17 protein-coding genes are annotated in these 21,091 nt (G+C 57.1%); 11 read left to right on the forward strand and 6 right to left on the reverse strand.

Annotated features, from left to right (window positions below):
- The first annotated feature begins 204 nt into the window (after nucleotides 1-204).
- Nucleotides 205-1,215: an alcohol dehydrogenase AdhP gene (adhP, locus tag CRO87_RS00130; RefSeq protein ID WP_097160896.1), complete on the forward strand. Its 1,011-nt coding sequence runs from the start codon at nucleotides 205-207 to the stop codon at nucleotides 1,213-1,215.
- A 51-nt stretch (nucleotides 1,216-1,266) separates the two neighbouring features.
- On the opposite strand, the gene CRO87_RS00135 is transcribed toward adhP, so the two are convergent.
- The gene (locus CRO87_RS00135; protein WP_097160897.1) at nucleotides 1,267-1,776 is read right to left on the reverse strand and encodes an Rrf2 family transcriptional regulator; all 510 of its coding nucleotides are present in this window, start codon (nucleotides 1,774-1,776) and stop codon (nucleotides 1,267-1,269) included.
- 131 nt (nucleotides 1,777-1,907) lie between these two features.
- Here CRO87_RS00135 and CRO87_RS00140 point away from each other — a divergent pair, with 131 nt between their 5' ends.
- The 3 genes from CRO87_RS00140 to CRO87_RS00150 all read left to right on the forward strand — a co-directional run bounded on the left by CRO87_RS00140 (nucleotide 1,908) and on the right by CRO87_RS00150 (nucleotide 3,886).
- Entirely contained in the window at nucleotides 1,908-3,110 is a 1,203-nt protein-coding gene (locus tag CRO87_RS00140) for an NAD(P)/FAD-dependent oxidoreductase (RefSeq protein WP_097160898.1), read from the forward strand.
- 207 nt (nucleotides 3,111-3,317) lie between these two features.
- Nucleotides 3,318-3,596 (forward strand): type II toxin-antitoxin system RelE/ParE family toxin, encoded by a 279-nt coding sequence (locus tag CRO87_RS00145; protein ID WP_097160899.1) that lies wholly within the window; start codon nucleotides 3,318-3,320, stop codon nucleotides 3,594-3,596.
- On the forward strand, nucleotides 3,596-3,886 hold the full coding sequence (locus tag CRO87_RS00150; protein ID WP_097160900.1) for a HigA family addiction module antitoxin: 291 nt from the start codon (nucleotides 3,596-3,598) through the stop codon (nucleotides 3,884-3,886). The genes CRO87_RS00145 and CRO87_RS00150 overlap by 1 nt, the downstream gene beginning before the upstream one ends.
- A 38-nt stretch (nucleotides 3,887-3,924) precedes the next feature.
- On the opposite strand, the gene fdnI is transcribed toward CRO87_RS00150, so the two are convergent.
- The 3 genes from fdnI to fdnG are packed head-to-tail and all read right to left on the reverse strand — an operon-like array spanning nucleotide 3,925 to nucleotide 8,508.
- Nucleotides 3,925-4,572: a formate dehydrogenase-N subunit gamma gene (fdnI, locus tag CRO87_RS00155; protein WP_097160901.1), complete on the reverse strand. Its 648-nt coding sequence runs from the start codon at nucleotides 4,570-4,572 to the stop codon at nucleotides 3,925-3,927.
- A complete protein-coding gene (gene fdxH / locus CRO87_RS00160) occupies nucleotides 4,565-5,449 on the reverse strand; it encodes a formate dehydrogenase subunit beta (RefSeq protein WP_097160902.1) in 885 nt (294 codons plus the stop codon). The genes fdnI and fdxH overlap by 8 nt, the downstream gene beginning before the upstream one ends.
- A gap of 11 nt (nucleotides 5,450-5,460) precedes the next feature.
- Entirely contained in the window at nucleotides 5,461-8,508 is a 3,048-nt protein-coding gene (gene fdnG / locus CRO87_RS00165; RefSeq protein WP_097160903.1) for a formate dehydrogenase-N subunit alpha, read from the reverse strand.
- A gap of 193 nt (nucleotides 8,509-8,701) precedes the next feature.
- Between fdnG and yddG the strand changes: the two genes are divergently transcribed.
- Entirely contained in the window at nucleotides 8,702-9,580 is an 879-nt protein-coding gene (gene yddG / locus CRO87_RS00170; protein ID WP_097160904.1) for an aromatic amino acid DMT transporter YddG, read from the forward strand.
- On the opposite strand, the gene CRO87_RS00175 is transcribed toward yddG, so the two are convergent.
- Nucleotides 9,581-11,071 carry an MFS transporter gene (locus CRO87_RS00175; RefSeq protein ID WP_097160905.1) on the reverse strand — a complete coding sequence of 497 codons (1,491 nt, stop codon included), beginning with the start codon at nucleotides 11,069-11,071 and terminating at the stop codon, nucleotides 9,581-9,583.
- 117 nt (nucleotides 11,072-11,188) lie between these two features.
- Here CRO87_RS00175 and CRO87_RS00180 point away from each other — a divergent pair, with 117 nt between their 5' ends.
- The 6 genes from CRO87_RS00180 to narI all read left to right on the forward strand — a co-directional run bounded on the left by CRO87_RS00180 (nucleotide 11,189) and on the right by narI (nucleotide 20,084).
- Entirely contained in the window at nucleotides 11,189-11,764 is a 576-nt protein-coding gene (locus CRO87_RS00180) for a TetR family transcriptional regulator (RefSeq protein WP_097160906.1), read from the forward strand.
- Nucleotides 11,765-11,942: 178 nt separating this feature from the next.
- On the forward strand, nucleotides 11,943-13,328 hold the full coding sequence (locus CRO87_RS00185; protein WP_097160907.1) for a NarK family nitrate/nitrite MFS transporter: 1,386 nt from the start codon (nucleotides 11,943-11,945) through the stop codon (nucleotides 13,326-13,328).
- Nucleotides 13,329-13,430: 102 nt separating this feature from the next.
- On the forward strand, nucleotides 13,431-17,171 hold the full coding sequence (locus tag CRO87_RS00190) for a nitrate reductase subunit alpha (protein WP_097160908.1): 3,741 nt from the start codon (nucleotides 13,431-13,433) through the stop codon (nucleotides 17,169-17,171).
- Nucleotides 17,168-18,712, forward strand: coding sequence for a nitrate reductase subunit beta (gene narH, locus CRO87_RS00195; protein WP_097160909.1), 1,545 nt, complete (start codon nucleotides 17,168-17,170; stop codon nucleotides 18,710-18,712). Before CRO87_RS00190 ends, narH begins: the two co-directional genes overlap by 4 nt.
- Nucleotides 18,712-19,407, forward strand: coding sequence for a nitrate reductase molybdenum cofactor assembly chaperone (gene narW, locus CRO87_RS00200; RefSeq protein WP_097160910.1), 696 nt, complete (start codon nucleotides 18,712-18,714; stop codon nucleotides 19,405-19,407). Before narH ends, narW begins: the two co-directional genes overlap by 1 nt.
- Nucleotides 19,404-20,084 (forward strand): respiratory nitrate reductase subunit gamma, encoded by a 681-nt coding sequence (gene narI / locus CRO87_RS00205; RefSeq protein ID WP_097160911.1) that lies wholly within the window; start codon nucleotides 19,404-19,406, stop codon nucleotides 20,082-20,084. The genes narW and narI overlap by 4 nt, the downstream gene beginning before the upstream one ends.
- An 85-nt stretch (nucleotides 20,085-20,169) precedes the next feature.
- Here narI and nhoA read toward each other — a convergent pair whose 3' ends face one another.
- Nucleotides 20,170-21,015, reverse strand: coding sequence for an N-hydroxyarylamine O-acetyltransferase (gene nhoA, locus CRO87_RS00210; RefSeq protein ID WP_097160912.1), 846 nt, complete (start codon nucleotides 21,013-21,015; stop codon nucleotides 20,170-20,172).
- Nucleotides 21,016-21,091 lie beyond the last annotated feature (76 nt).

Below are 21,091 nucleotides of genomic sequence, written 5' to 3' on the forward strand. Positions count from 1 at the left end.
AAATCTGCAAGATAAATCCCCCAGCAATCATAAACACCATTAATGCAATATGTAACAGAAAAGACTACCATTTCCTGTAAAACTATTACTTTATGTTTCCATCGCCTTGCCAATTCAACAGAAAAATTTAACTCTGAGTGCGCAACGACGTCCATTTGTGCGCCGTGCCTGCATTGCAGATTTTCATTTTAAAAGGAGACATTCATGAAAGCTGCCGTAGTTACCCAGGACCATCAGGTCAACGTCACTGAAAAAACGCTGCGCCCGCTGAAGCACGGGGAAGCGCTGCTGAAGATGGAGTGCTGCGGGGTCTGTCACACCGACCTGCATGTCAAAAACGGCGATTTTGGTGATAAAACCGGAGTCATTCTGGGCCATGAAGGGATTGGCATCGTCAAAGAAGTCGGCCCGGGCGTCAGTTCCCTGAAGGCGGGCGATCGCGCAAGCGTGGCGTGGTTCTTCCAGGGCTGCGGCCACTGTGAATACTGCAACAGCGGCAATGAAACGCTGTGTCGTGACGTGAAAAACGCCGGTTACAGCGTTGATGGCGGCATGGCCGAAGAGTGCATCGTGGTGGCAGATTACGCAGTAAAAGTGCCCGACGGCCTCGATTCTGCAGCCGCCAGCAGCATCACCTGCGCGGGCGTCACCACCTATAAAGCCGTGAAAATATCAAGTATTAAACCGGGCCAGTGGATTGCCATTTACGGCCTGGGTGGGCTCGGCAACCTCGCCCTGCAATATGCCAAAAATGTCTTTAATGCCAAAGTGATTGCGCTCGACGTCAACGATGAACAGCTGAAGCTGGCGGCGGAAATGGGTGCCGATCTGACGATCAACTCCCGCAGCGAAGACGCCGCGAAAATCGTGCAGGAAAAGACCGGCGGCGCCCATGCCGCGGTTGTGACGGCGGTTGCCAAGGCGGCCTTTAACTCAGCCGTGGATGCCGTTCGGGCCGGTGGCCGCGTGGTAGCCGTTGGCCTGCCGCCGGAATCCATGAGCCTCGATATTCCACGCCTGGTGCTGGACGGTATTCAGGTTGTCGGATCACTGGTGGGCACCCGTCAGGATCTTATCGAAGCCTTCCAGTTTGCCGCAGAAGGGAAAGTGGTACCGAAGGTCACGATGCGCCCGCTCGGTGACATCAACGCCATCTTTAAAGAGATGGAACAAGGTCAGATCCGCGGACGTATGGTCATCGACCTGCGCCATTAATCACGATGAAAACGACAAACGGCGCCATTGTGCGCCGTTTTTTATACTGGATTACGCCTTACTCCGACGATCGTTCACCCACTGTTTGACCTCAATAGTGAACGTATCGGGTGCTTTACGGAACATTTTACGCGCCAGATCGAGCACGGTATGGCGGGCAAGTTCTTCTTCCATTCTTTGCTGAGCGCTGTCCATCACGGAACGGACGCCGCAGGGACCATCGCAAGCCCACGCGGGCGGTTTCTCATCGAATAACGCCAGCCGCTGGCGGATTTCTTTGCACTCGAACATCGACTTTTGGCCGTCAATGGCGTGGACGATATCCAGCACGCTGATGAGCTCGCTCGCCCGCGCCAGACGGAAGCCGCCGCCCTTTCCTTCTGTGCTCACCACCAGCCCCGCTCGGGACAAGCGCGTGAAAATCTTCGCCAGATAGTCGTACGGGACATTCTGCAGCTCTGCCAGTTCGCGCACGCTCATATCACGCGCGTCGCCGTTGCCATCAACCATGCTCATCAGGCTGTGAATACCGTATTCCACGCCAGAACTGTAAAACGCCATTTTGTGCTCCTGTGCTAATTCTGTGGAGATGATAACTCAGATACTCAGAAAGATCTTGCCGGAGTTAACTCCGACAAGTATAGTAGCAGTTATCGGGGCCGGGTGGCCCAAATATGCATAAAGGAATCACCATGAAACAACGTATTCTTATCATCGGCAGCGGTTTTGCAGGCATGTGGGCAGCCGTCAGCGCGGCACGTGTGGCACATTTGCAGGGCAACACTAACCTTGAAATCGCCGTGCTGGCCCCGCAGCCGGAACTGCGTGTCAGACCGCGTTTTTATGAAGCCAACGTCTCGACCTTAACCGCTGATTTGCAGCCGCTGTTCGCCGAGTTGAATATTCGTTTCATTGCCGGCCACGCTGAACGTGTGGACTCCGCTGAGAGCGGTGTCTGGTACAAAACGCCGGAATCTGATTCAACGTTTCTTTCTTATGACAAGCTGATCATCGCGAGCGGCAGCCGCCTGCACCACTTCGGTATTAAAGGCATTGCCGAACACGGTTTTGATATCGATCAGCTGGACACAGCTCAGCGTCTGGAAGATCACCTGAATGCGCTGGCGAGCCAGCCAGAAAGCGCCGCGCGCAATACCGTTGTCGTGTGCGGCGGTGGCTTCACAGGGATTGAACTCGCCACCGAGCTCCCTTCCCGTCTGAAGTCACTTTTGGGTAGCGATACAAATACTAAAGTAGTCGTAGTTGAGCGCGGTTCACAGATTGGCGGTCGTTACAGCGAAGCGTTACGCAAAATCATCAGCGATGCCTCCGACGAGCTCGGTATTGAGTGGCGTCTCAATGCCGCGGTTGAAGTGGTTGATGCTGGCGGCGTAACGCTTCAGGACGGCAGCCGCATTGACGCCGCCACCGTCGTCTGGACGGCAGGCGTGCAGGCCAGCGCGTTTGGCGAGAACCTCACCGCAGACCGCGATAATCTGGGCCGTTTTGTGGTCACCGAAGAGTTGCAGATCCCCGGTTACAACAATATCTATGCCACGGGCGATATGGCGCACGCTAAAACCGACACCCTCGGCAATACCGCGTTAATGACCTGCCAGCACGCCATTCAGTTAGGGAAATTTGCCGGACACAACGCCGCAGCAAGCCTGCTTGGCGTAGAAGGCCTGCCGTACCGTCAGGAATTTTACGTGACCTGTCTCGATTTGGGTGCCTGGGGCGCGGTCTATACCGAAGGCTGGGAGCAGGAAGTGAAAATGGTGCGCGAAGAAGCGAAAAAGCTGAAAATTGCTATCACCAATGAACTGATTTATCCGCCAAAAGCTGACCGTGACGTGGCCTTCGCCGCCGCCGACCCACTGGCGAAGTTCGTCTAGTTTTTGTATCTCCTCTGCAAAGGCCTGGTTCAACACCGGGCCTTTTTCTTTTGCGGCGAGGCTCGAAGAATCCTCCCGTCCCGCTTGTTGCTCCGCCCTCACCGAACAAGAATCACTCCCGACCCTTATCGCATGACGAAAAAATAATCGTTGCGCGGAACGCAACACTCATATACCGTTCCTCATGAGGGAACACGAGAGGGACCGATGATCGTGAGCTTTCGACATAAAGGATTACGTAATTTGTTCTATTACGATGAAACCGCAGGTGTTCATCCCTGGCACGTTAAGCGCTTAAAAGAACAGCTAACGCTGCTGCAGGCTGCCACCAGCCCCAGATCGATGGACATACCAGGCTATCGCCTGCATGAGCTGAAAGGCAGCCGTGAAGGCGTTTGGTCAGTAAAAGTTTCGGGTAACTGGCGTCTGACGTTTGAGTTTATTAACGGTGACGCATACCTGTTAGATTATGAGGATTATCACTGATGAAAATGGCAAACCCCGTAAGCCCTGGAGAAATCATTCAGAGTGCGTTGGTCGAGCTGAACGTCAGCCTGCGAGAATTTGCGCGAGCGATGGACATTGCTCCTTCCACGGCCAGCCGTCTGTTGACGGGCAAAGCAGCATTAACGCCTGAAATGGCTATCAGGCTTGAAGCGGTAATCGGCAGTACTGCGCAGACGTGGCTCAACGTGCAGCAGAACTGGAGCCTGGCTGAGGCAAAAAAACGCGTGGATGTATCGGGATTAAAGCCGCTCAGAGCGCACAAAGCATAAAAAAATGGCGCCGGTTAAGGCGCCATGCTTTTTCAGTATTAGTCAGTGGTTTTCTGTTGCGCTTCGCGCTGTTCAACCTCAGCATACCAGCGAGGATGATGTTTCCGCGCCCAACGGCGGCTGACCTTCCCTTCAATCATGCCCTTTATCGAACCTTTTACCCAGAACGCCATGTACATATGAATCAGAATGGCGTGGATCAGGATAATGGCCGACGTGGCATGAATCAGCAGGCTGTAGCGAATCACCTGAATCGGGAAGTAATCGGCGAAATACGGCCGCCAGATGATAACGCCAGTCACCAGCAGCACAAAGATCATGCTCATGATGGTCCAGAACATCATCTTCTGCCCGGCGTTATACTTGCCCACCTTCGCCACTTTATGTTCGTTGCCCTTCAGCACTTCAACAATCCCTTTCAGCCAGGGAAGATCCTGCTTGTCCGGGATGTTGTGCTTCACAAAGCGGAAGAACATAAACATTAGCGCCACGAAAATCAGCACGCCAAAGAAGGGATGCAGAATGCGCCCCATCTGCGGCGTGCCGAAGGTTTCCGTCAGCCACTGCAGAGACGGGAAGAAGAACGAAATCCCCGAAAGTGACACCAGAAAGAAGCACACCACCACCGTCCAGTGGCAGGCCCGGTCGATAAACTTCGTGCGCACAATCATCTTCGATTTACTCATGATCGCTCTCCTCGTCATCATCCACCTCTTTGTTAGGGCCAATGCCGATGTAGTGATACATCAGCCCGGCAAAGGTGGCGATAAAACCTGCGGCAGAGAGCGGCTTGAGGATCCCTTTCCACAAATTCACCGACGTATCAATTTTCGGATCCTTCGGCAGCTTGTGGTACAGCTCTGGCTGGTCGGCATGATGCAGCACGTACATCACATGCGTGCCGCCCACGCCTTGCGGGTTGTATACCCCCGCGTGAGGATAGCCGCGTGCTTTCAGCTTACCGACGCGCTCTTCCGCTACCGCCAGCATCTCTTTTTTGGTACCAAAATGAATGGCGCCCGTCGGACAGGTTTTCACGCAGGCAGGCTCCTGGCCGATGCTGACGCGGTCGACGCAGAGCGTGCATTTGTATACCCGGTTGTCCTCTTTATTGAGACGCGGCACGTTGAACGGACAGCCCGCAATGCAGTAGCCGCAGCCGATGCAGTTGTCCTGCTGAAAATCGACAATGCCGTTGGCGTACTGCACGATAGCGCCCGCTGATGGACAGGCCTTCAGGCAGCCAGGATCTTCGCAGTGCATGCAGCCATCCTTGCGGATGAGCCACTCCAGCCTGCCGTTCTGTTCGGTTTCGCTAAAGCGCATCACCGTCCAGGATTTGGCGCTCAGATCGGCCGGGTTGTCGTAAACACCCACGCAGTGACCCACGTCGTCGCGAATATCGTTCCACTCCGAGCACGCCACCTGGCAGGCCTTACAGCCCACGCAGGAGGAGACATCGATAAGCTTCGCCACTTCTTCTTTATAATCCCGCGCGCGGGGCGCGGGCGTTATACCGTTGGTGGCCGAGCGTTTGATGATGTCCTGTGTTTCCATTGACATAGCTTCGCTCCTTACGCTTTCTCGATGTTAACCAGAAACGCTTTGTACTCCGGCGTCTGGGAGTTGGCATCGCCAACGTTTGGCGTCAGGGTATTGGCGATATAGCCCTTCTTCGCCACGCCCTCAAAGCCCCAGTGCAGCGGAATACCAACGGTTTCCACCTGCTGTCCGTTGACGTTCAGCGTATGCAGACGACGGGTGACCACCGCCACGGCGCGAATAAAGCCGCGCTGACTGCTCACTTTCACCTTATCGCCGTTGGCAATGCCTTTGCTTTTCGCCAGCCCTTCGCTGATTTCAACGAACTGCTCCGGCTGCGCGATGGCGTTCAGGCGCGCGTGCTTGGTCCAGGTGTGGAAATGCTCGGTCAGGCGATAAGTGGTGCCGACATACGGGAACTTATCCTTTTTGCCCAAACGCGCCACGTCGTCTTCATAGATGCGCACCACCGGGTTCGACACCACTTTCGGGTGCAGCGGGTTGGTGCCAAGCGGCGTTTCCATTGGCTCGTAGTGTTCCGGGAACGGCCCTTCGGCGAGCTTATCGAGCGCAAACAGGCGGCCCAGCCCTTCAGGCTGCATGATAAACGGCCCGGTGGCGCTGCCCGGCGCGGCGGTGTTGTAGTCAGGGATATCGTTCCCCGCCCACTTCTTGCCGTCCCACTGGATAAGCATCCGTTTCGCATCCCACGGTTTGCCGTTGATGTCTGCGGAAGCACGGTTATAGAGCACGCGGCGGTTCAGCGGCCACGCCCAGGACCAGCCGAGCGTATTGCCGAGTCCGGACGGATCCGCGTTGTCGCGGTTCGCCATCTGGTTGCCTTTTTCGGTCCAGCTTCCGGCGTAGATCCAGCAGGAAGACGCCGTCGAGCCATCGTCGCGCAGCAGTGCGAAGCTGTTCAGCAGTTCGCCCTTCTTCGCCACCTGCACGCCGTTCGCGTCAAAGAGATCGTCGAGCGCATAGCCGTTGTTCTCTTTTGCCACTTCGTCAGAGGCCGGGCTGTCCGGCAGCTTATAGTGCCAGTTCATGCTGAGCAGCGGCTCAACGCCGTTACCGCCTTCTGCCACATACATCTCGCGCAGGCGATGGTAAATGCCGGCAAGGATTTCACCGTCGTTGATCGCTTCTCCCGGCGGCTCTGCGCCCTTCCAGTGCCACTGCAGCCAGCGGCCGGAGTTGGCAATTGAGCCGTCTTCTTCCGCAAAGCAGGTGGACGGCAGGCGGAACACTTCGGTCTGGATCGCCGACGGATCGACGTCGTTCATCTCACCGTGGTTCTGCCAGAAGGTGGAGGTTTCCGTCACCAGCGGATCGATAACCACCATGTATTTCAGCTTGCTGAGGCTCTGCACAACCTTGTTTTTGTCAGGGAACGACGCCACCGGGTTGAAGCCCTGGCAGAAATAGCCGTTCACTTCGCCCTTATCCATCAGGTGGAAATACTTGATGACGTCATACGCCTGGTCCCATTTCGGCAGCCAGTCGAAACCCCAGCTGTTCTCCTTCTGCGCCTTGTCGCCATAGAAGGCTTTCATCAGGCTGACGAAGAATTTCGGGTAGTTGCCCCAGTAGTTCACCTGATCGGCAAGCGTAGCTTTTGGCGTGTTAGCGGTCAGGTAGGTTTGCAGATCGGTTTGCTTTTCGGACGGCAGCGTCAGGTAGCCTGGCAGGCTGGTTGAAAGCAGACCGAGGTCGGTAAGGCCCTGAATATTTGAGTGACCACGCAGCGCATTCACCCCGCCGCCCGCCATACCCATGTTGCCGAGCAGCAGCTGGATCATGGCCATAGTACGGATGTTCTGCGCCCCGACAGTGTGCTGGGTCCAGCCCAGGGCATACAGGAAGGTGGTGGTACGTTCGGCGGCGCTGGTTGATGCCAGCACTTCGCAGATTTTCAGGAAATCAGCTTTCGGCGTGCCGCAAATGTTCTCCACCACGTCCGGCGTATAGCGGGAAACGTGCTGCTTCAGCAGGTTCCAGACGCAGCGTGGATCGCTCAGCGTCTCGTCGCGTTTCGCGTAGCCGTTTTCATCGAACTGATAGTTCCAGGAGGATTTGTCGTACTGCCGTTTCGCTTCGTCGTAGCCACTGAACAGGCCCTCTTCAAAGCTAAAATCTTCGCGCACCAGCAGGCTGGCGTTGGTGTAGTGCTTCACGTACTCCGCATTGATTTTATTGTTTTCAATCAGGTACAGCAGCACGCCGGACAGGAAGGTTATGTCCGTGCCGGAGCGAATAGGCGCATAAATATCGGCCACCGACGCGGTGCGCGTGAAGCGCGGGTCGACGACGATAAGCGTCGCATCGTTGTTGTTTTTGGCTTCCATCGCCCAGCGGAATCCGACGGGATGCGCTTCAGCGGCGTTGCCGCCCATCACCATCACCACGTTGGCGTTTTTGATATCCACCCAGTGGTTGGTCATCGCACCGCGACCAAATGTTGGAGCAAGACTTGCTACCGTTGGTCCGTGTCAGACGCGCGCCTGGTTGTCTACCGCCAGCATCCCGAGGGAGCGGGCAAATTTTTGCGTCAGGATACCGGTTTCGTTACTGGCGGCCGAGGCGCAAAGCATCCCGGTGGAGAGCCAGCGGTTCACCGTGGTGCCCTGCTCGTTTTTCTCAATAAAATTGGCATCGCGATCGGCTTTCATCAGCTTCGCAATGCGCTCAAAGGCTTCATTCCAGGAGATACGCTGCCATTTGTCAGAGCCGGGCGCACGGTATTCCGGGTAGCGCAGGCGGTTTTCGCTGTGGATATAATCCAGCAGGCCCGCGCCCTTCGGGCAAAGCGCCCCACGGCTCACCGGATGATCCGGATCCCCCTCGATGTGATAGATAGACTCGCGCACGTTTTTCGCGCCGTCCCCCTGGCTGTACATCAACAGCCCACAACCCACGGAACAGTATGTGCAGGTATTACGAACCTCTCTGGCGCGCAGCAGCTTAAAGTTGCGCGCCTGGGCCAGCGCTATTTTGGGGGCAAACCCCAGCACTGCCGCCGTCGTTCCTGCCATCCCGCCCGCGCAGATTTTAAAGAATTTTCTGCGACTGACGTCCATGATTCCCTCGTTAATCAGGATTAAACTGGCCGAAATTTAACAGCCGTGGCCGGGGACAATTTGCGGCAAATCAATCTATGTCCGCAGCGCCCCCCTAATAGTCATTGCCGGTAGATTTATGTAATCCTTAGGGATTATTGTTGCGAGGTGATATAACCGTAAGCTTCGCTTTTTGCTTTTGATAAAGACTTTCATGACGAAAAACAGAGCAACATCCATTGGCCTGCTGGCTATTCTTCTCTGGAGTACGATGGTCGGCCTGATCCGTGGCGTGAGCGAAGGGCTCGGCCCGGTAGGCGGCGCGGCGGCAATTTACACCCTGAGCGGGATTCTGCTGCTGTTCACCGTTGGCTTTCCCAAAATTAAAACCTTCTCGCCGCGCTATCTGCTGGCCGGATGCCTGTTGTTTGTCAGCTATGAGATTTGCCTGGCGCTCTCTCTCGGGCTCGCGGCCACGCGCCAGCAGGCGATAGAAGTGGGCATGGTCAACTATTTGTGGCCAAGTCTGACAATCCTGTGCGCCATTTTATTCAACGGGCAGAAAGCCAAATGGTGGGTGATCCCCGGCCTGCTGATCTCCTTACTGGGTGTGACCTGGGTATTGGGCGGTGAACAGGGTCTGAACCTGGCGGAAATAAAGCAGAATATTGCCTCCAGCCCGCTCAGCTATATTCTGGCTTTCTGCGGCGCGTTTATCTGGGCGGCGTACTGCACGGTGACGGCGAAATACGCCAAGGGCAAAAACGGCATTACGCTGTTTGTTTTGCTGACTGGCGTCAGTCTGTGGATCCACTATTTTTCCAGTCCTCAGCCAGAGATGATTTTCAGCTGGCCGGTGATGATTAAGCTTATTTTGTGCGCCCTGTCGCTCGGTTTCGCTTACGCGGCGTGGAATATCGGGATTCTCCACGGCAACGTCAGCCTGCTGGCCGTGGGCTCGTACTTCACGCCGGTGCTCTCTTCCGCACTGGCGTCTTTCCTGCTGAGCGCCCCGCTTTCGTGGGCCTTCTGGCAGGGAGCCTGCATGGTGTGCGCAGGCTCCCTTCTTTGCTGGTATGCGACGAGAAACTAGTTAAGCCGTCCGATGGGCTTTCGCCAGACCAAACCAGATACCGATTGCCAGAATCAACATCATGCCGCCCGCACTAAACAGCGCCACGCTGTGCGAGGTAATGAATGCGCTTTTGGCGGCGTGAACGACCGAATCAGCAAGCGTCGGCGTCAGCGTTTGTGCCAGCTGCATCGCCTCACCAATCGACGATCCTGCCCGGCTGGCGGCTTCTGCTGTCAGCCCTTCCGGCAGCAGGATGGACGACGTGTAGCTTCGGGTCAGAATCAGCCCGAATAATGCAATGCCCAGGCCCGCACCGAGTTCATACGCCATGGTTTCGATGGCTCCAGCAGCGGCGGCTTTCTCTTTTGGTGCCGCGGCCATAATTGCGGCCGTTGAGGCCAACAAGGCACTGGCGGCGCTGAAGCCGAGCAGCGTCATCAGGCCCCACGCCTGCCACTGCTGGGTGGTGAAATCAGTCATCGACAGCCCGAGGAAGCTGAAGGCGCTGAGCGCCATTCCGCCCGTTGCCACCTGACGCAATCCCAGATTTGAAACCAGCATCCCGGCAATAGGGCCGCTGAAACCGCTCGCCAGCATCAGCGGCAGCATAAACAGCCCGGCCTCAAACGGCGTTTTGCCGTGGACAAACTGCAACTCCTGCGCCATCAGCAATTCGAAGCCAACGAGTGTGATCATCGCGGTGACGGCCATCATCACGCCGCTCAGAATAATGCGGTGCGTGAACAGACGCATATCAATCATTGGCGTGCGGGCATTGAGCTGAATACGCACGAATGCGGTGAGCAAAGCCGCGCCGAACAGCAGCACAAGGCCGATTACCCACATAGCCATCACGCCCTTCATCGCCGTTTTAGCACTCCACACCAGCAGCAGAATGGCCACAATCAGCATCAGCGCATGGCTGAAGTTCAGCGGCTGCTCGCGGCGGCCCGGCTGCGGCGGCACCACGCGAGCGCTGAGCGCTAATACAACCAAGACAATCGGCACATTGATCAGGAACACCGCGCCCCACCAGAAGTGCTCAAGTACGATCCCGCCAATCAGCGGGCCAAACGCGGCTCCTCCGGATCCCACAGCCGCCCACATGCCGAGCGCCATATTGCGGTGCTTCGCTTCGCTGAAGGTATTACGAATGCCCGCGAGCGTTGCCGGGACGATCATCGCCGCACCGATAGCCAGCATGGCGCGGGCGGCAATCAGCCACTCCGCCGTCGGCGCAAAGGCCGCACACAAAGATGCCACGCCAAACAGGCCGCTGCCGGTCAGCAGCAGGCGCTTAAAACCGATTCGATCGCCGAGGGCGCCCATCGGCAGCACCATCCCCGCCATCACCAGCGAGTAGATATCAATGATCCACAGCAGCTCGTTGCCGCTCGCGCCAAGCGACACGCTCAGCGTCGGCGCAGCAACGTGCAAAACCGTGGCATCAATGGCGACCGGAATATAAACCAGCACGATAGCCACTAACGTTAACCATTGACGAAACATAACTTTTCCCTCTTCATAACAAACTGGACACTTGTCCAGGATGCGATCCTGCCCGAGAGTTGAACGCACGTCCAGCTTTTTGTTATGATCGTTTCATGACTGTTAAGGACAGAAATCATGAGCTATCTGAACCGGGAAGATCGTCGCGAAACCATTATGCGAGCCGCCATTCAAGTTGCGCTGGAGGAAGGCTTCAGCGCCATGACCGTGCGCAACATCGCCAGCCGCGCGGGCATTGCCGCAGGCCAGGTCCACCACCATTTCACCTCTTCGGGTGAACTGAAATCTCAGGCGTTTGTCCGCGTGATCCGCGAGATGATGGCCCTCCCACTTGTGCCAGAAAATGCCAGCTGGCGCGAACGGCTTTTCTCCATGTTAGGCAGCGAAGACAGGCGTCTTGAGCCTTACATTCGCCTGTGGCGACAGGCACAGCTGCTCGCGGACAGCGATCCGGAGATTAAGAGCGCTTATCTGTTGACTATGTCGATGTGGCACGGCGAAACCGTCAGGCTGATTGTGGCCGGGCAGCAGGCCGGGGAATTTACCTTCAGCGACAGCGCCGAAGATATTGCCTGGCGCTTGATCGCGCTGGTTTGCGGGCTGGACGGCATCTACGTACTCGGCATGGCGGAAATCAACGACGCCGCCTTCAGCCGCCATCTGCACCGTGCCATCGCGCTGGAGCTCAATTAAGATTTACAATTAGTAACACTTAAGCGCGGCGATATCCGGGACCCATTCGCGGGGCTGCGCTTTTTTATCTATCCTCTTTCACATAACCCTAAAAATTCCTTATCTTTTCGCGGAACCTTTTGTTCCGTCGGTCTTCTGTTGCTTATTTTCATCACGAACTGGCGCGAACGAGGGCAATATGTCACAACAAGATGAGAAAAATAATCATTATCTTTTAAATAACTGGAAGCCTGAGAACCCGCAGTTCTGGGAAAATAAAGGCAAGGGCATTGCGCGGCGAAATCTCTGGATCTCCGTGGCCTGCCTGCTGCTGGCCTTCTGCGTCTGGATGCTGTTTAGCGCCGTCACCGTCAATCTCAATAAGGTCGGATTTAATTTCACCACCGATCAGCTTTTTTTATTAACCGCCCTGCCTTCCCTTTCCGGCGCAATATTACGCGTGCCCTACTCCTTTATGGTGCCTATATTTGGCGGCCGCTACTGGACGGTATTAAGCACCGTTATTCTGATTATTCCCTGCATCTGGCTCGGAATTGCCATTCAGAATACCGCTACCCCGTACTGGGTATTTATTACTATTGCACTGCTGTGCGGATTTGCCGGAGCGAATTTCGCCTCGAGCATGGGCAATATCAGCTTCTTCTTCCCGAAAGCGAAACAGGGCAGCGCGCTCGGCATTAACGGCGGGCTCGGTAACCTCGGCGTCAGCGTGATGCAGCTCGTTGCCCCTCTCGTCATTTTCATGCCGATTTACACCTTCCTCGGCGTACAGGGCGTGGCGCAGGCCGATGGCTCAACTATGTGGCTGACCAACGCCGCATGGATTTGGGCCCCTCTGCTGCTGATAGCAACGATTGCCGCCTGGTTTGGCATGAACGACATTGCCAGCTCTAAGGCCTCCGTTGCGGAACAGCTTCCGGTGCTGGCCCGTATGCATACCTGGATCCTGGCCCTGCTCTATCTGGCAACTTTCGGCTCGTTTATCGGTTTTTCGGCTGGTTTTGCGATGCTCGCGAAAACCCAGTTCCCGGATGTGAACATCCTCAAACTGGCGTTCTTCGGGCCGTTCCTCGGGGCGCTGGCGCGTTCCGTTGGCGGCTTCATTTCCGACAAGTTTGGCGGCGTGCGCGTCACGCTGATTAACTTCGTCTTTATGGCCATTTTCAGCGCCCTGATCTTCTTCACCCTGCCTGGCGGTAACTCCCCGGGTAACTTCACTACCTTCTTCCTGGTCTTTATGGGCCTGTTCCTGACCGCCGGACTCGGCAGCGGTTCCACCTTCCAGATGATTGCGGTGATCTTCCGCCGCATCACTATCGATCGGGTGAAAGCCAAAGGCGGCAGCGACGAGCAGGCCCAGCAGGAAGCGGTGACTGACACCGCCGCCGCCCTGGGCTTCATCTCAGCCATCGGTGCCGTCGGCGGCTTCTTCATCCCGAAAGCCTTCGGCACCTCGCTTGCCATGACCGGCTCGCCGGTCGGCGCAATGAAGATCTTCCTGGTGTTCTACATCGTTTGCGTGATGGTGACCTGGCTGGTCTATGGTCGTCGCAAAATCGCCTGATGCCTGAACTTTGCCCGGTGGCGACCTGCTTACCGGGCCTACAGAACGCTGTAGGCCGGGCAAACAGCGCGTGGCCTGGCGTCTGCAACATGGAGCATTGTCATGAGCAAACTACTCGATCGTTTTCGCTACTTTAAGCAGAAAGGCGACAGCTTCGCCAACGGCCACGGCCAGGTCTATAACAATAACCGCGAGTGGGAAGACAGCTACCGCCAGCGCTGGCAGTTCGACAAAATTGTACGCTCCACCCACGGCGTGAACTGCACCGGGTCGTGCAGCTGGAAAATCTACGTCAAGAACGGTCTGGTGACATGGGAAACTCAGCAAACCGACTATCCGCGCACCCGCCCTGACCTGCCGAACCATGAACCTCGCGGCTGCCCGCGCGGGGCCAGCTACTCCTGGTACCTTTACAGCGCCAACCGCCTGAAGTACCCGATGATCCGCAAGAGCCTGATCGCTATCTGGCGCGAGGCGCTGGAGCAGCACACCGACCCGGTCAGCGCCTGGAATGCCATCATGCACGACCCGGCAAAATGCCAGCAGTACAAGCAGGCGCGCGGGCACGGCGGCTTTGTTCGCTCGAACTGGAAGGAGCTGAATCAGCTTATCGCCGCGGCGAACGTCTGGACGATTAAACACTACGGCCCGGATCGCGTGGCGGGCTTCTCGCCGATCCCGGCGATGTCGATGGTTTCATACGCCGCGGGCACCCGGTATCTCTCGCTGCTGGGCGGCACCTGCCTCAGCTTCTATGACTGGTATTGCGATTTACCGCCAGCGTCGCCAATGACCTGGGGCGAGCAGACCGACGTGCCGGAATCGGCCGACTGGTACAACTCTTCGTACATCATCGCCTGGGGTTCTAACGTGCCACAAACGCGCACCCCCGACGCCCACTTCTTCACTGAAGTGCGCTACAAAGGCACCAAAACCATCGCCATCACGCCAGACTTTTCGGAAGTGGCGAAGCTCAGCGATCAGTGGCTGGCCCCTAAGCAAGGCACCGACAGCGCCCTGGCGATGGCGATGGGCCACGTCATGCTGCGTGAGTTCCATCTCGATAACCCAAGCGACTACTTCATCAACTATTGCCGCCGCTACACCGATATGCCGATGCTGGTGCAGCTCGACGCGCGTGAAGACGGCAGCTACGTGCCGGGCCGCATGCTGCGCGCTTCCGATCTGGTCGATAACCTTGGGGAAAGCAACAACCCGCAGTGGAAAACCGTCGCCATCAACACCGCAGGCGACCTGGTGGTGCCGAATGGCGCGATTGGATTCCGCTGGGGCGAGCAAGGCAAATGGAACCTCGAATCCCTGGCGGCAGGCAGCGAAACGGAGTTGCAGCTGTCGATGCTCGGCAATCACGACAGCGTCGTCGGCGTGGCCTTCTCCTATTTCGGCGGCAATGAAAATCCGCACTTCCGCAGCGTCAAGCAGGATCCGATTCTTGTGCGCCAGCTGCCGGTGAAGCAGCTCACGATGGCTGATGGCACCGCAGGCCTGGTGGTCAGCGTCTATGATCTGATCCTTGCCAACTACGGCCTGGATCGCGGGCTGGACGACCCGCTGGCGGCAAAAGACTACAGCGAAATTAAAGCCTACACGCCTGCCTGGGCTGAACAAATTACCGGCGTGCGCCAGCATGACATTGCGCAAATCGCCCGTGAGTTTGCCGATACGGCACACAAGACTCATGGCCGCTCAATGATCATTCTCGGCGCGGGCGTCAACCACTGGTATCACATGGACATGAACTACCGTGGGATGATCAACATGCTGATCTTCTGCGGCTGCGTAGGCCAGAGCGGCGGCGGCTGGGCGCACTACGTCGGGCAGGAAAAACTGCGGCCGCAAACCGGCTGGCTGCCGCTGGCCTTCGCGCTGGACTGGAACCGCCCGCCGCGCCAGATGAACAGCACCTCGTACTTCTACAATCATTCCAGCCAGTGGCGCTATGAAAAACTCACCGCCCAGGAGCTGCTCTCCCCGCTGGCAGATGCCAGTAAATTCACCGGCCATCTGATCGACTTCAACGTCCGCGCCGAACGCATGGGCTGGCTGCCGTCTGCGCCGCAGCTCAATCTCAATCCGTTGTCGATCAAGGAGATGGCTGACGCCGCAGGCGTAACCCCTGCGGAATACACCGCTCAGGCGCTGAAGTCCGGCGATATCCGCATGGCCTGCGAACAGCCCGACAACGGCAAAAACCACCCTCGCAACCTGTTTGTCTGGCGCTCCAACCTGCTGGGTTCGTCGGGCAAAGGCCACGAATATCTGCTGAAGTATCTGCTCGGCACCGAAAGCGGCATTCAGGGCGATGCGCTGGGCGAAAGCGACGACGTGAAGCCGGAGGAAGTGGAATGGCAGACGGCGGCGATTGAGGGCAAGCTCGACCTGCTGGTGACGCTCGATTTCCGTATGTCCAGCACCTGCCTGTTCTCAGACATCATTCTGCCGACCGCCACCTGGTATGAAAAAGACGACATGAATACCTCGGATATGCATCCGTTTATTCACCCGCTCTCCGCCGCCGTGGATCCAGCCTGGGAGGCGAAAAGCGACTGGGATATCTACAAAGGCATAGCCAAAGTCTTCTCGGAGGTCTGCGTTGGGCATCTCGGCACCGAAACCGATGTGGTATTGCAGCCGCTGATGCACGACTCTCCGGCAGAGCTGTCGCAGCCGTTTGAGGTTGCCGACTGGCGCAAAGGCGAATGCGAGTATGTGCCTGGAAAAACCGGGCCTTCGATTGCTGTCGTCGAGCGTGATTACCCGGCAACCTACGAACGCTTCACCTCCCTCGGGCCGCTGATGGACAAACTCGGCAACGGCGGGAAAGGCATTTCGTGGAAAACGGAAAGCGAAGTCGATTTCCTCGGCAAGCTCAATTACGTCAAGCTCGATGGCCCGGCGAAAGGCCGTCCGCGCATTGAAACGGCGATTGATGCCTCTGAAGTGATCCTCGCCCTCGCCCCGGAAACCAACGGTCAGGTGGCGGTGAAAGCCTGGGAGGCGCTCGGCAAAATCACCGGCCGCGAGCACGCGCACCTGGCGTTGAACAAGGAAGACGAAAAAATCCGCTTCCGCGATATCGTCGCCCAGCCGCGCAAAATCATCTCCAGCCCCACCTGGTCCGGGCTGGAGAGTGAGCATGTTTCCTACAATGCAGGCTACACCAACGTTCACGAGCTGATCCCCTGGCGCACCCTTTCCGGCCGCCAGCAGCTTTATCAGGATCACCTGTGGATGCGCGCGTTTGGCGAAAGTCTGGTTGCCTATCGCCCACCGATTGACACCCGCAGCGTCAGCCAGATGAAAGAGATCCCACCGAATGGCTTCCCGGAAAAGGCGCTGAACTTCCTCACGCCGCATCAGAAATGGGGCATTCACTCCACCTACAGCGAAAACCTGCTGATGCTGACGCTCTCGCGAGGCGGGCCGATTGTCTGGCTTAGCGAAACCGATGCTAAGGAGTTGGGCATCGCCGACAACGACTGGATCGAAGCCTTCAACGCCAACGGTGCGCTCACCGCCCGTGCGGTGGTCAGCCAGCGCATTCCGCCTGGCATGACCATGATGTACCACGCTCAGGAGCGCATCATGAATATTCCAGGCTCAGAAGTGACCGGACGACGCGGCGGTATTCACAACTCCGTCACCCGCATCTGCCCGAAACCCACGCACATGATTGGCGGCTACGCCCAGCTGGCGTGGAGCTTCAACTATTACGGCACCGTCGGCTCCAACCGCGACGAATTCATCATGATCCGCAAAATGAAAAACATTAACTGGCTGGATGACGAAGGCAACGATCAGGTCCAGGAGGCGAAAAAATGAAAATCCGTTCTCAGGTTGGCATGGTACTCAATCTCGACAAATGCATTGGCTGTCACACCTGCTCGGTGACCTGTAAAAACGTCTGGACCGGACGCGAAGGCATGGAGTACGCCTGGTTCAACAACGTGGAAACCAAGCCCGGCATCGGCTATCCAAAAAACTGGGAAGATCAGGGGCAATGGGAAGGCGGCTGGATCAGGGGCATCAGCGGCAAACTCACGCCGCGCCTTGGCGGGAGATTAGGCGTAATAACGAAAATCTTCGCTAACCCGGTATTGCCGTCCATTGACGACTACTACGAACCCTTCACCTACGACTATCAGGATTTGCAAGGCGCGCCGGAAGGCAAGCACCTGCCCACCGCCCGCCCGCGTTCGCTTATCAGCGGCCAGCGCATGAACAAAATCGAATGGGGCCCAAACTGGGAGGAACTGCTCGGCGGCGAATTTGAAAAACGCGCCAAAGACCAGAACTTCGAAAAAATCCAGAAGGAGATGTACGGCCAGTTCGAAAACACCTTCATGATGTACCTGCCGCGCCTGTGCGAGCACTGCCTGAACCCAAGCTGCGTGGCAACCTGCCCGAGCGGGGCGATTTATAAGCGTGAAGAAGACGGCATTGTGCTTATCGATCAGGACAAATGCCGCGGCTGGCGCATGTGCATCAGCGGCTGTCCGTACAAAAAAATCTACTTCAACTGGAAGAGCGGCAAGTCGGAAAAATGCATTTTCTGCTACCCGCGCATTGAGTCCGGCCAGCCGACCGTCTGTTCGGAAACCTGCGTCGGCCGCATCCGCTACCTCGGCGTACTGCTTTACGACGCAGACCGCATCGAAGAAGCCGCCAGCACCGAGCACGTGACCGATCTCTACGAGCGTCAATGTGACGTGTTCCTCAACCCGCATGACCCGAACGTGATTGAGGAAGCCCTTAAACAAGGTATTCCCGCGAACGTGATTGAGGCCGCGCAGCAGTCGCCGGTGTACAAAATGGCGATGGACTGGAAGCTCGCCCTGCCGCTGCACCCGGAATATCGCACCCTGCCGATGGTCTGGTACGTGCCGCCGCTGTCGCCAATTCAGTCCTACGCTGATGCAGGCGGCCTGCCAATGTCCGACGGCGTGCTGCCCTCCGTCGAGAACCTGCGCATTCCGGTACAGTATCTGGCGAACATGCTGGCGGCGGGCGACACCGGCCCGGTGCTGCGCGCGCTGAAACGCATGATGGCGATGCGCCACTACAAACGTTCGCAGACCGTCGAAGGCGTGACCGACACCCGCGCCATCGAAGAAGTGGGCCTCAGCGTTGAACAGGTGGAAGAGATGTATCGCTATCTCGCCATCGCCAACTATGAAGACCGCTTCGTGATCCCGACCAGCCACCGCGAAATGGCCGCCGATGCCTTCCCGGAGAAAAACGGCTGCGGCTTTACCTTCGGCGACGGCTGCCACGGCTCCGACACCAAATTCAACCTCTTCAACAGCAAGCGCATCGACGCCATCGACGTCTCCGGCGTGCGCCGCCATGGGGAGGGAGAATAATGCCGATCCTCAAGCTTATCGCGCTGCTGATGGAGTACCCCGACGCGACACTGTGGGAGAGCCGCGACGAAGCTCAGGCGCTGGCTACGCAGGAGATGCCAGCGCTCGCGCCCTGGGTGAATGACTACCTGAGCGCCCCGCTGCTCGACAGGCAGGAAGCCTGGTGCGACCTGTTTGAACGCGGCAGCGCAATGTCGCTGCTGCTGTTTGAGCACGTGCACGGCGAATCCCGCGATCGCGGCCAGGCGATGGTGGATTTAATGGCGCAGTACGAACAGGCAGGTTTGCAGCTCGACTGCCGCGAACTGCCGGACTATCTGCCGCTTTATCTCGAATTTCTCAGCATGCAAACGCCCGAGGAAGCGCGGGAAGGCCTGCATAACGTCGCGCCGATCCTGGCGCTGCTCGGCGGCAGGCTGAAGGAGAGGCAGTCGGAGTATTATCAGCTGTTTGACGCCCTGCTCAGAATCGCCAACAGCCCGTTAAGAAGTGACAGCGTCACTCCACAAGTGAAAACCGAAGTGCGCGACGACACCCGTCAGGCGCTGGATGCGGTGTGGGAGGAAGAACAGGTGAAGTTTATTGAAGACAATGCCACCGCCTGCGACAGCTCCCAGCTGCAAAGCTATCAGAAACGTTTTAGTCAGGACGTTGCGCCGCAGTACGTCGACGTCCGCGCCGGAGGCCCGAAATGAGCCAGTATCTGAACGTCTTCTTTTACGATATTTATCCCTATATCTGCGGGTCGGTGTTTATCATTGGCAGCTGGCTACGCTACGACTACGGCCAGTACACCTGGCGGGCAGGCTCCAGCCAGATGCTCGACAAACGCGGAATGGTACTGTGGTCGAACTTGTTCCACGTCGGTATTCTTGGAGTCTTTTTCGGCCACGCCTTCGGCATGCTGACGCCGCACTGGATGTATGAATCCTTCCTGCCAATCAGCGTGAAGCAACAAATGGCGATGATCCTCGGCGGCGTATGTGGGCTGATGACGCTGGTTGGCGGCGCAGGGTTGCTTATCCGTCGACTGTTCAACCCACGCGTTCGCGCGACGTCGACAACGGCAGACATTCTGATCCTGTCGATTCTGCTGATTCAGTGCATCCTGGGGCTGTCGACCATTCCGTTCTCCGCCCAGCATCCGGACGGTAGCGAAATGATGAAACTGGTGGGCTGGGCGCAGGCGGTGGTCACCTTCCACGGCGGCGCATCTGCACATCTGGACGGCGTCGCCTTTATCTTCCGCATCCATCTGGCACTTGGCATGACCATTTTCCTGCTGTTCCCGTTCACCCGTCTGGTCCACGTCTGGAGCGCGCCAATTGAGTACTTCACTCGTCGCTATCAGGTGGTGAGATCGCGTCGTTAGTTTTTTGTCTGATGGCGCTTCGCTTATCAGGCCTACAAAACCATTGCATTTGTAGGCCCGATAAGCTTGCGCCACCGGGCATTAATTACTTCCCCGCCTCCGGATGCGTATCAAACGCCGCCATCACTGCCGCGAGATCCGCCAGCGAAAAGCCGTTTTTCGGGTCATCCACGCCCTGGCCGAATTTGTCCTGCAGCAGCAGATAGAGGCTCTCCACGTCAGGCAAATTAATTTGCTCTACGGTGTGGCCGTTTTCCTGATGGGTGAAATGGAAATTAGTCAGCGTCAGCTTGCCGCCGTCGGGTAAATGGCGGCACATCAGCAGGTGATGGCGGAAATGCGACTGCGGCCAGTGCGCTGACCAGAAGTTACCGGCGACAAAATCAGAAAAATACTGCGGCACCATGTCGAACACGTACATCGACTGCCAGCGGTCGTGATGGCGGAACTGTAAGGTCCAGTCGTTTCCCTCATTCAGCAGGCGGTACACGCCGTGCGGCGTGGTTTGTTCTTTGTCGGCCTGTAAGCGAATCGGCGCCGTCAGCGTTTGGCCGCCAAAACCCACGTCAGCAATCCAGCGCTCTCCCGCCAGTTCCACAACCAGTAACCTGTGCGTGCGCGCCGGTAACTGCGGTGGATTCGACAAAATTACGCGGCCAAGCACGCTACGCACGTTAAAGCCTATTTCTCGCAGCGCACGCTCAAACAAGCCATTTTGCTCAAAGCAGTAACCACCACGTCGGGCCGCTATGAGTTTGTCTTCCAGCGACTGATCGTCGAGCTGGATTTCACGCGGCAGCAGCACGTCCAGGTTTTCAAACGGGATGGTGCAGTTATGGCGCAAATGCAGCGCGCGAAGCGTCTCAATATTGACCCCGGCGACATCATTCCAGTTGAGACGAGTAAAATACGCAGTTAAAAATGGGCTCATACGGCCTCCGTGCTTGAGATATAGTGTGTTTATAACGTATTTTTTTCGCCACACAGGCGATTTTGTGCGGTCATTT

The sequence above is a fragment of the Enterobacter sp. CC120223-11 genome (assembly GCF_900215375.1).
Lineage (GTDB): Bacteria > Pseudomonadota > Gammaproteobacteria > Enterobacterales > Enterobacteriaceae > Scandinavium.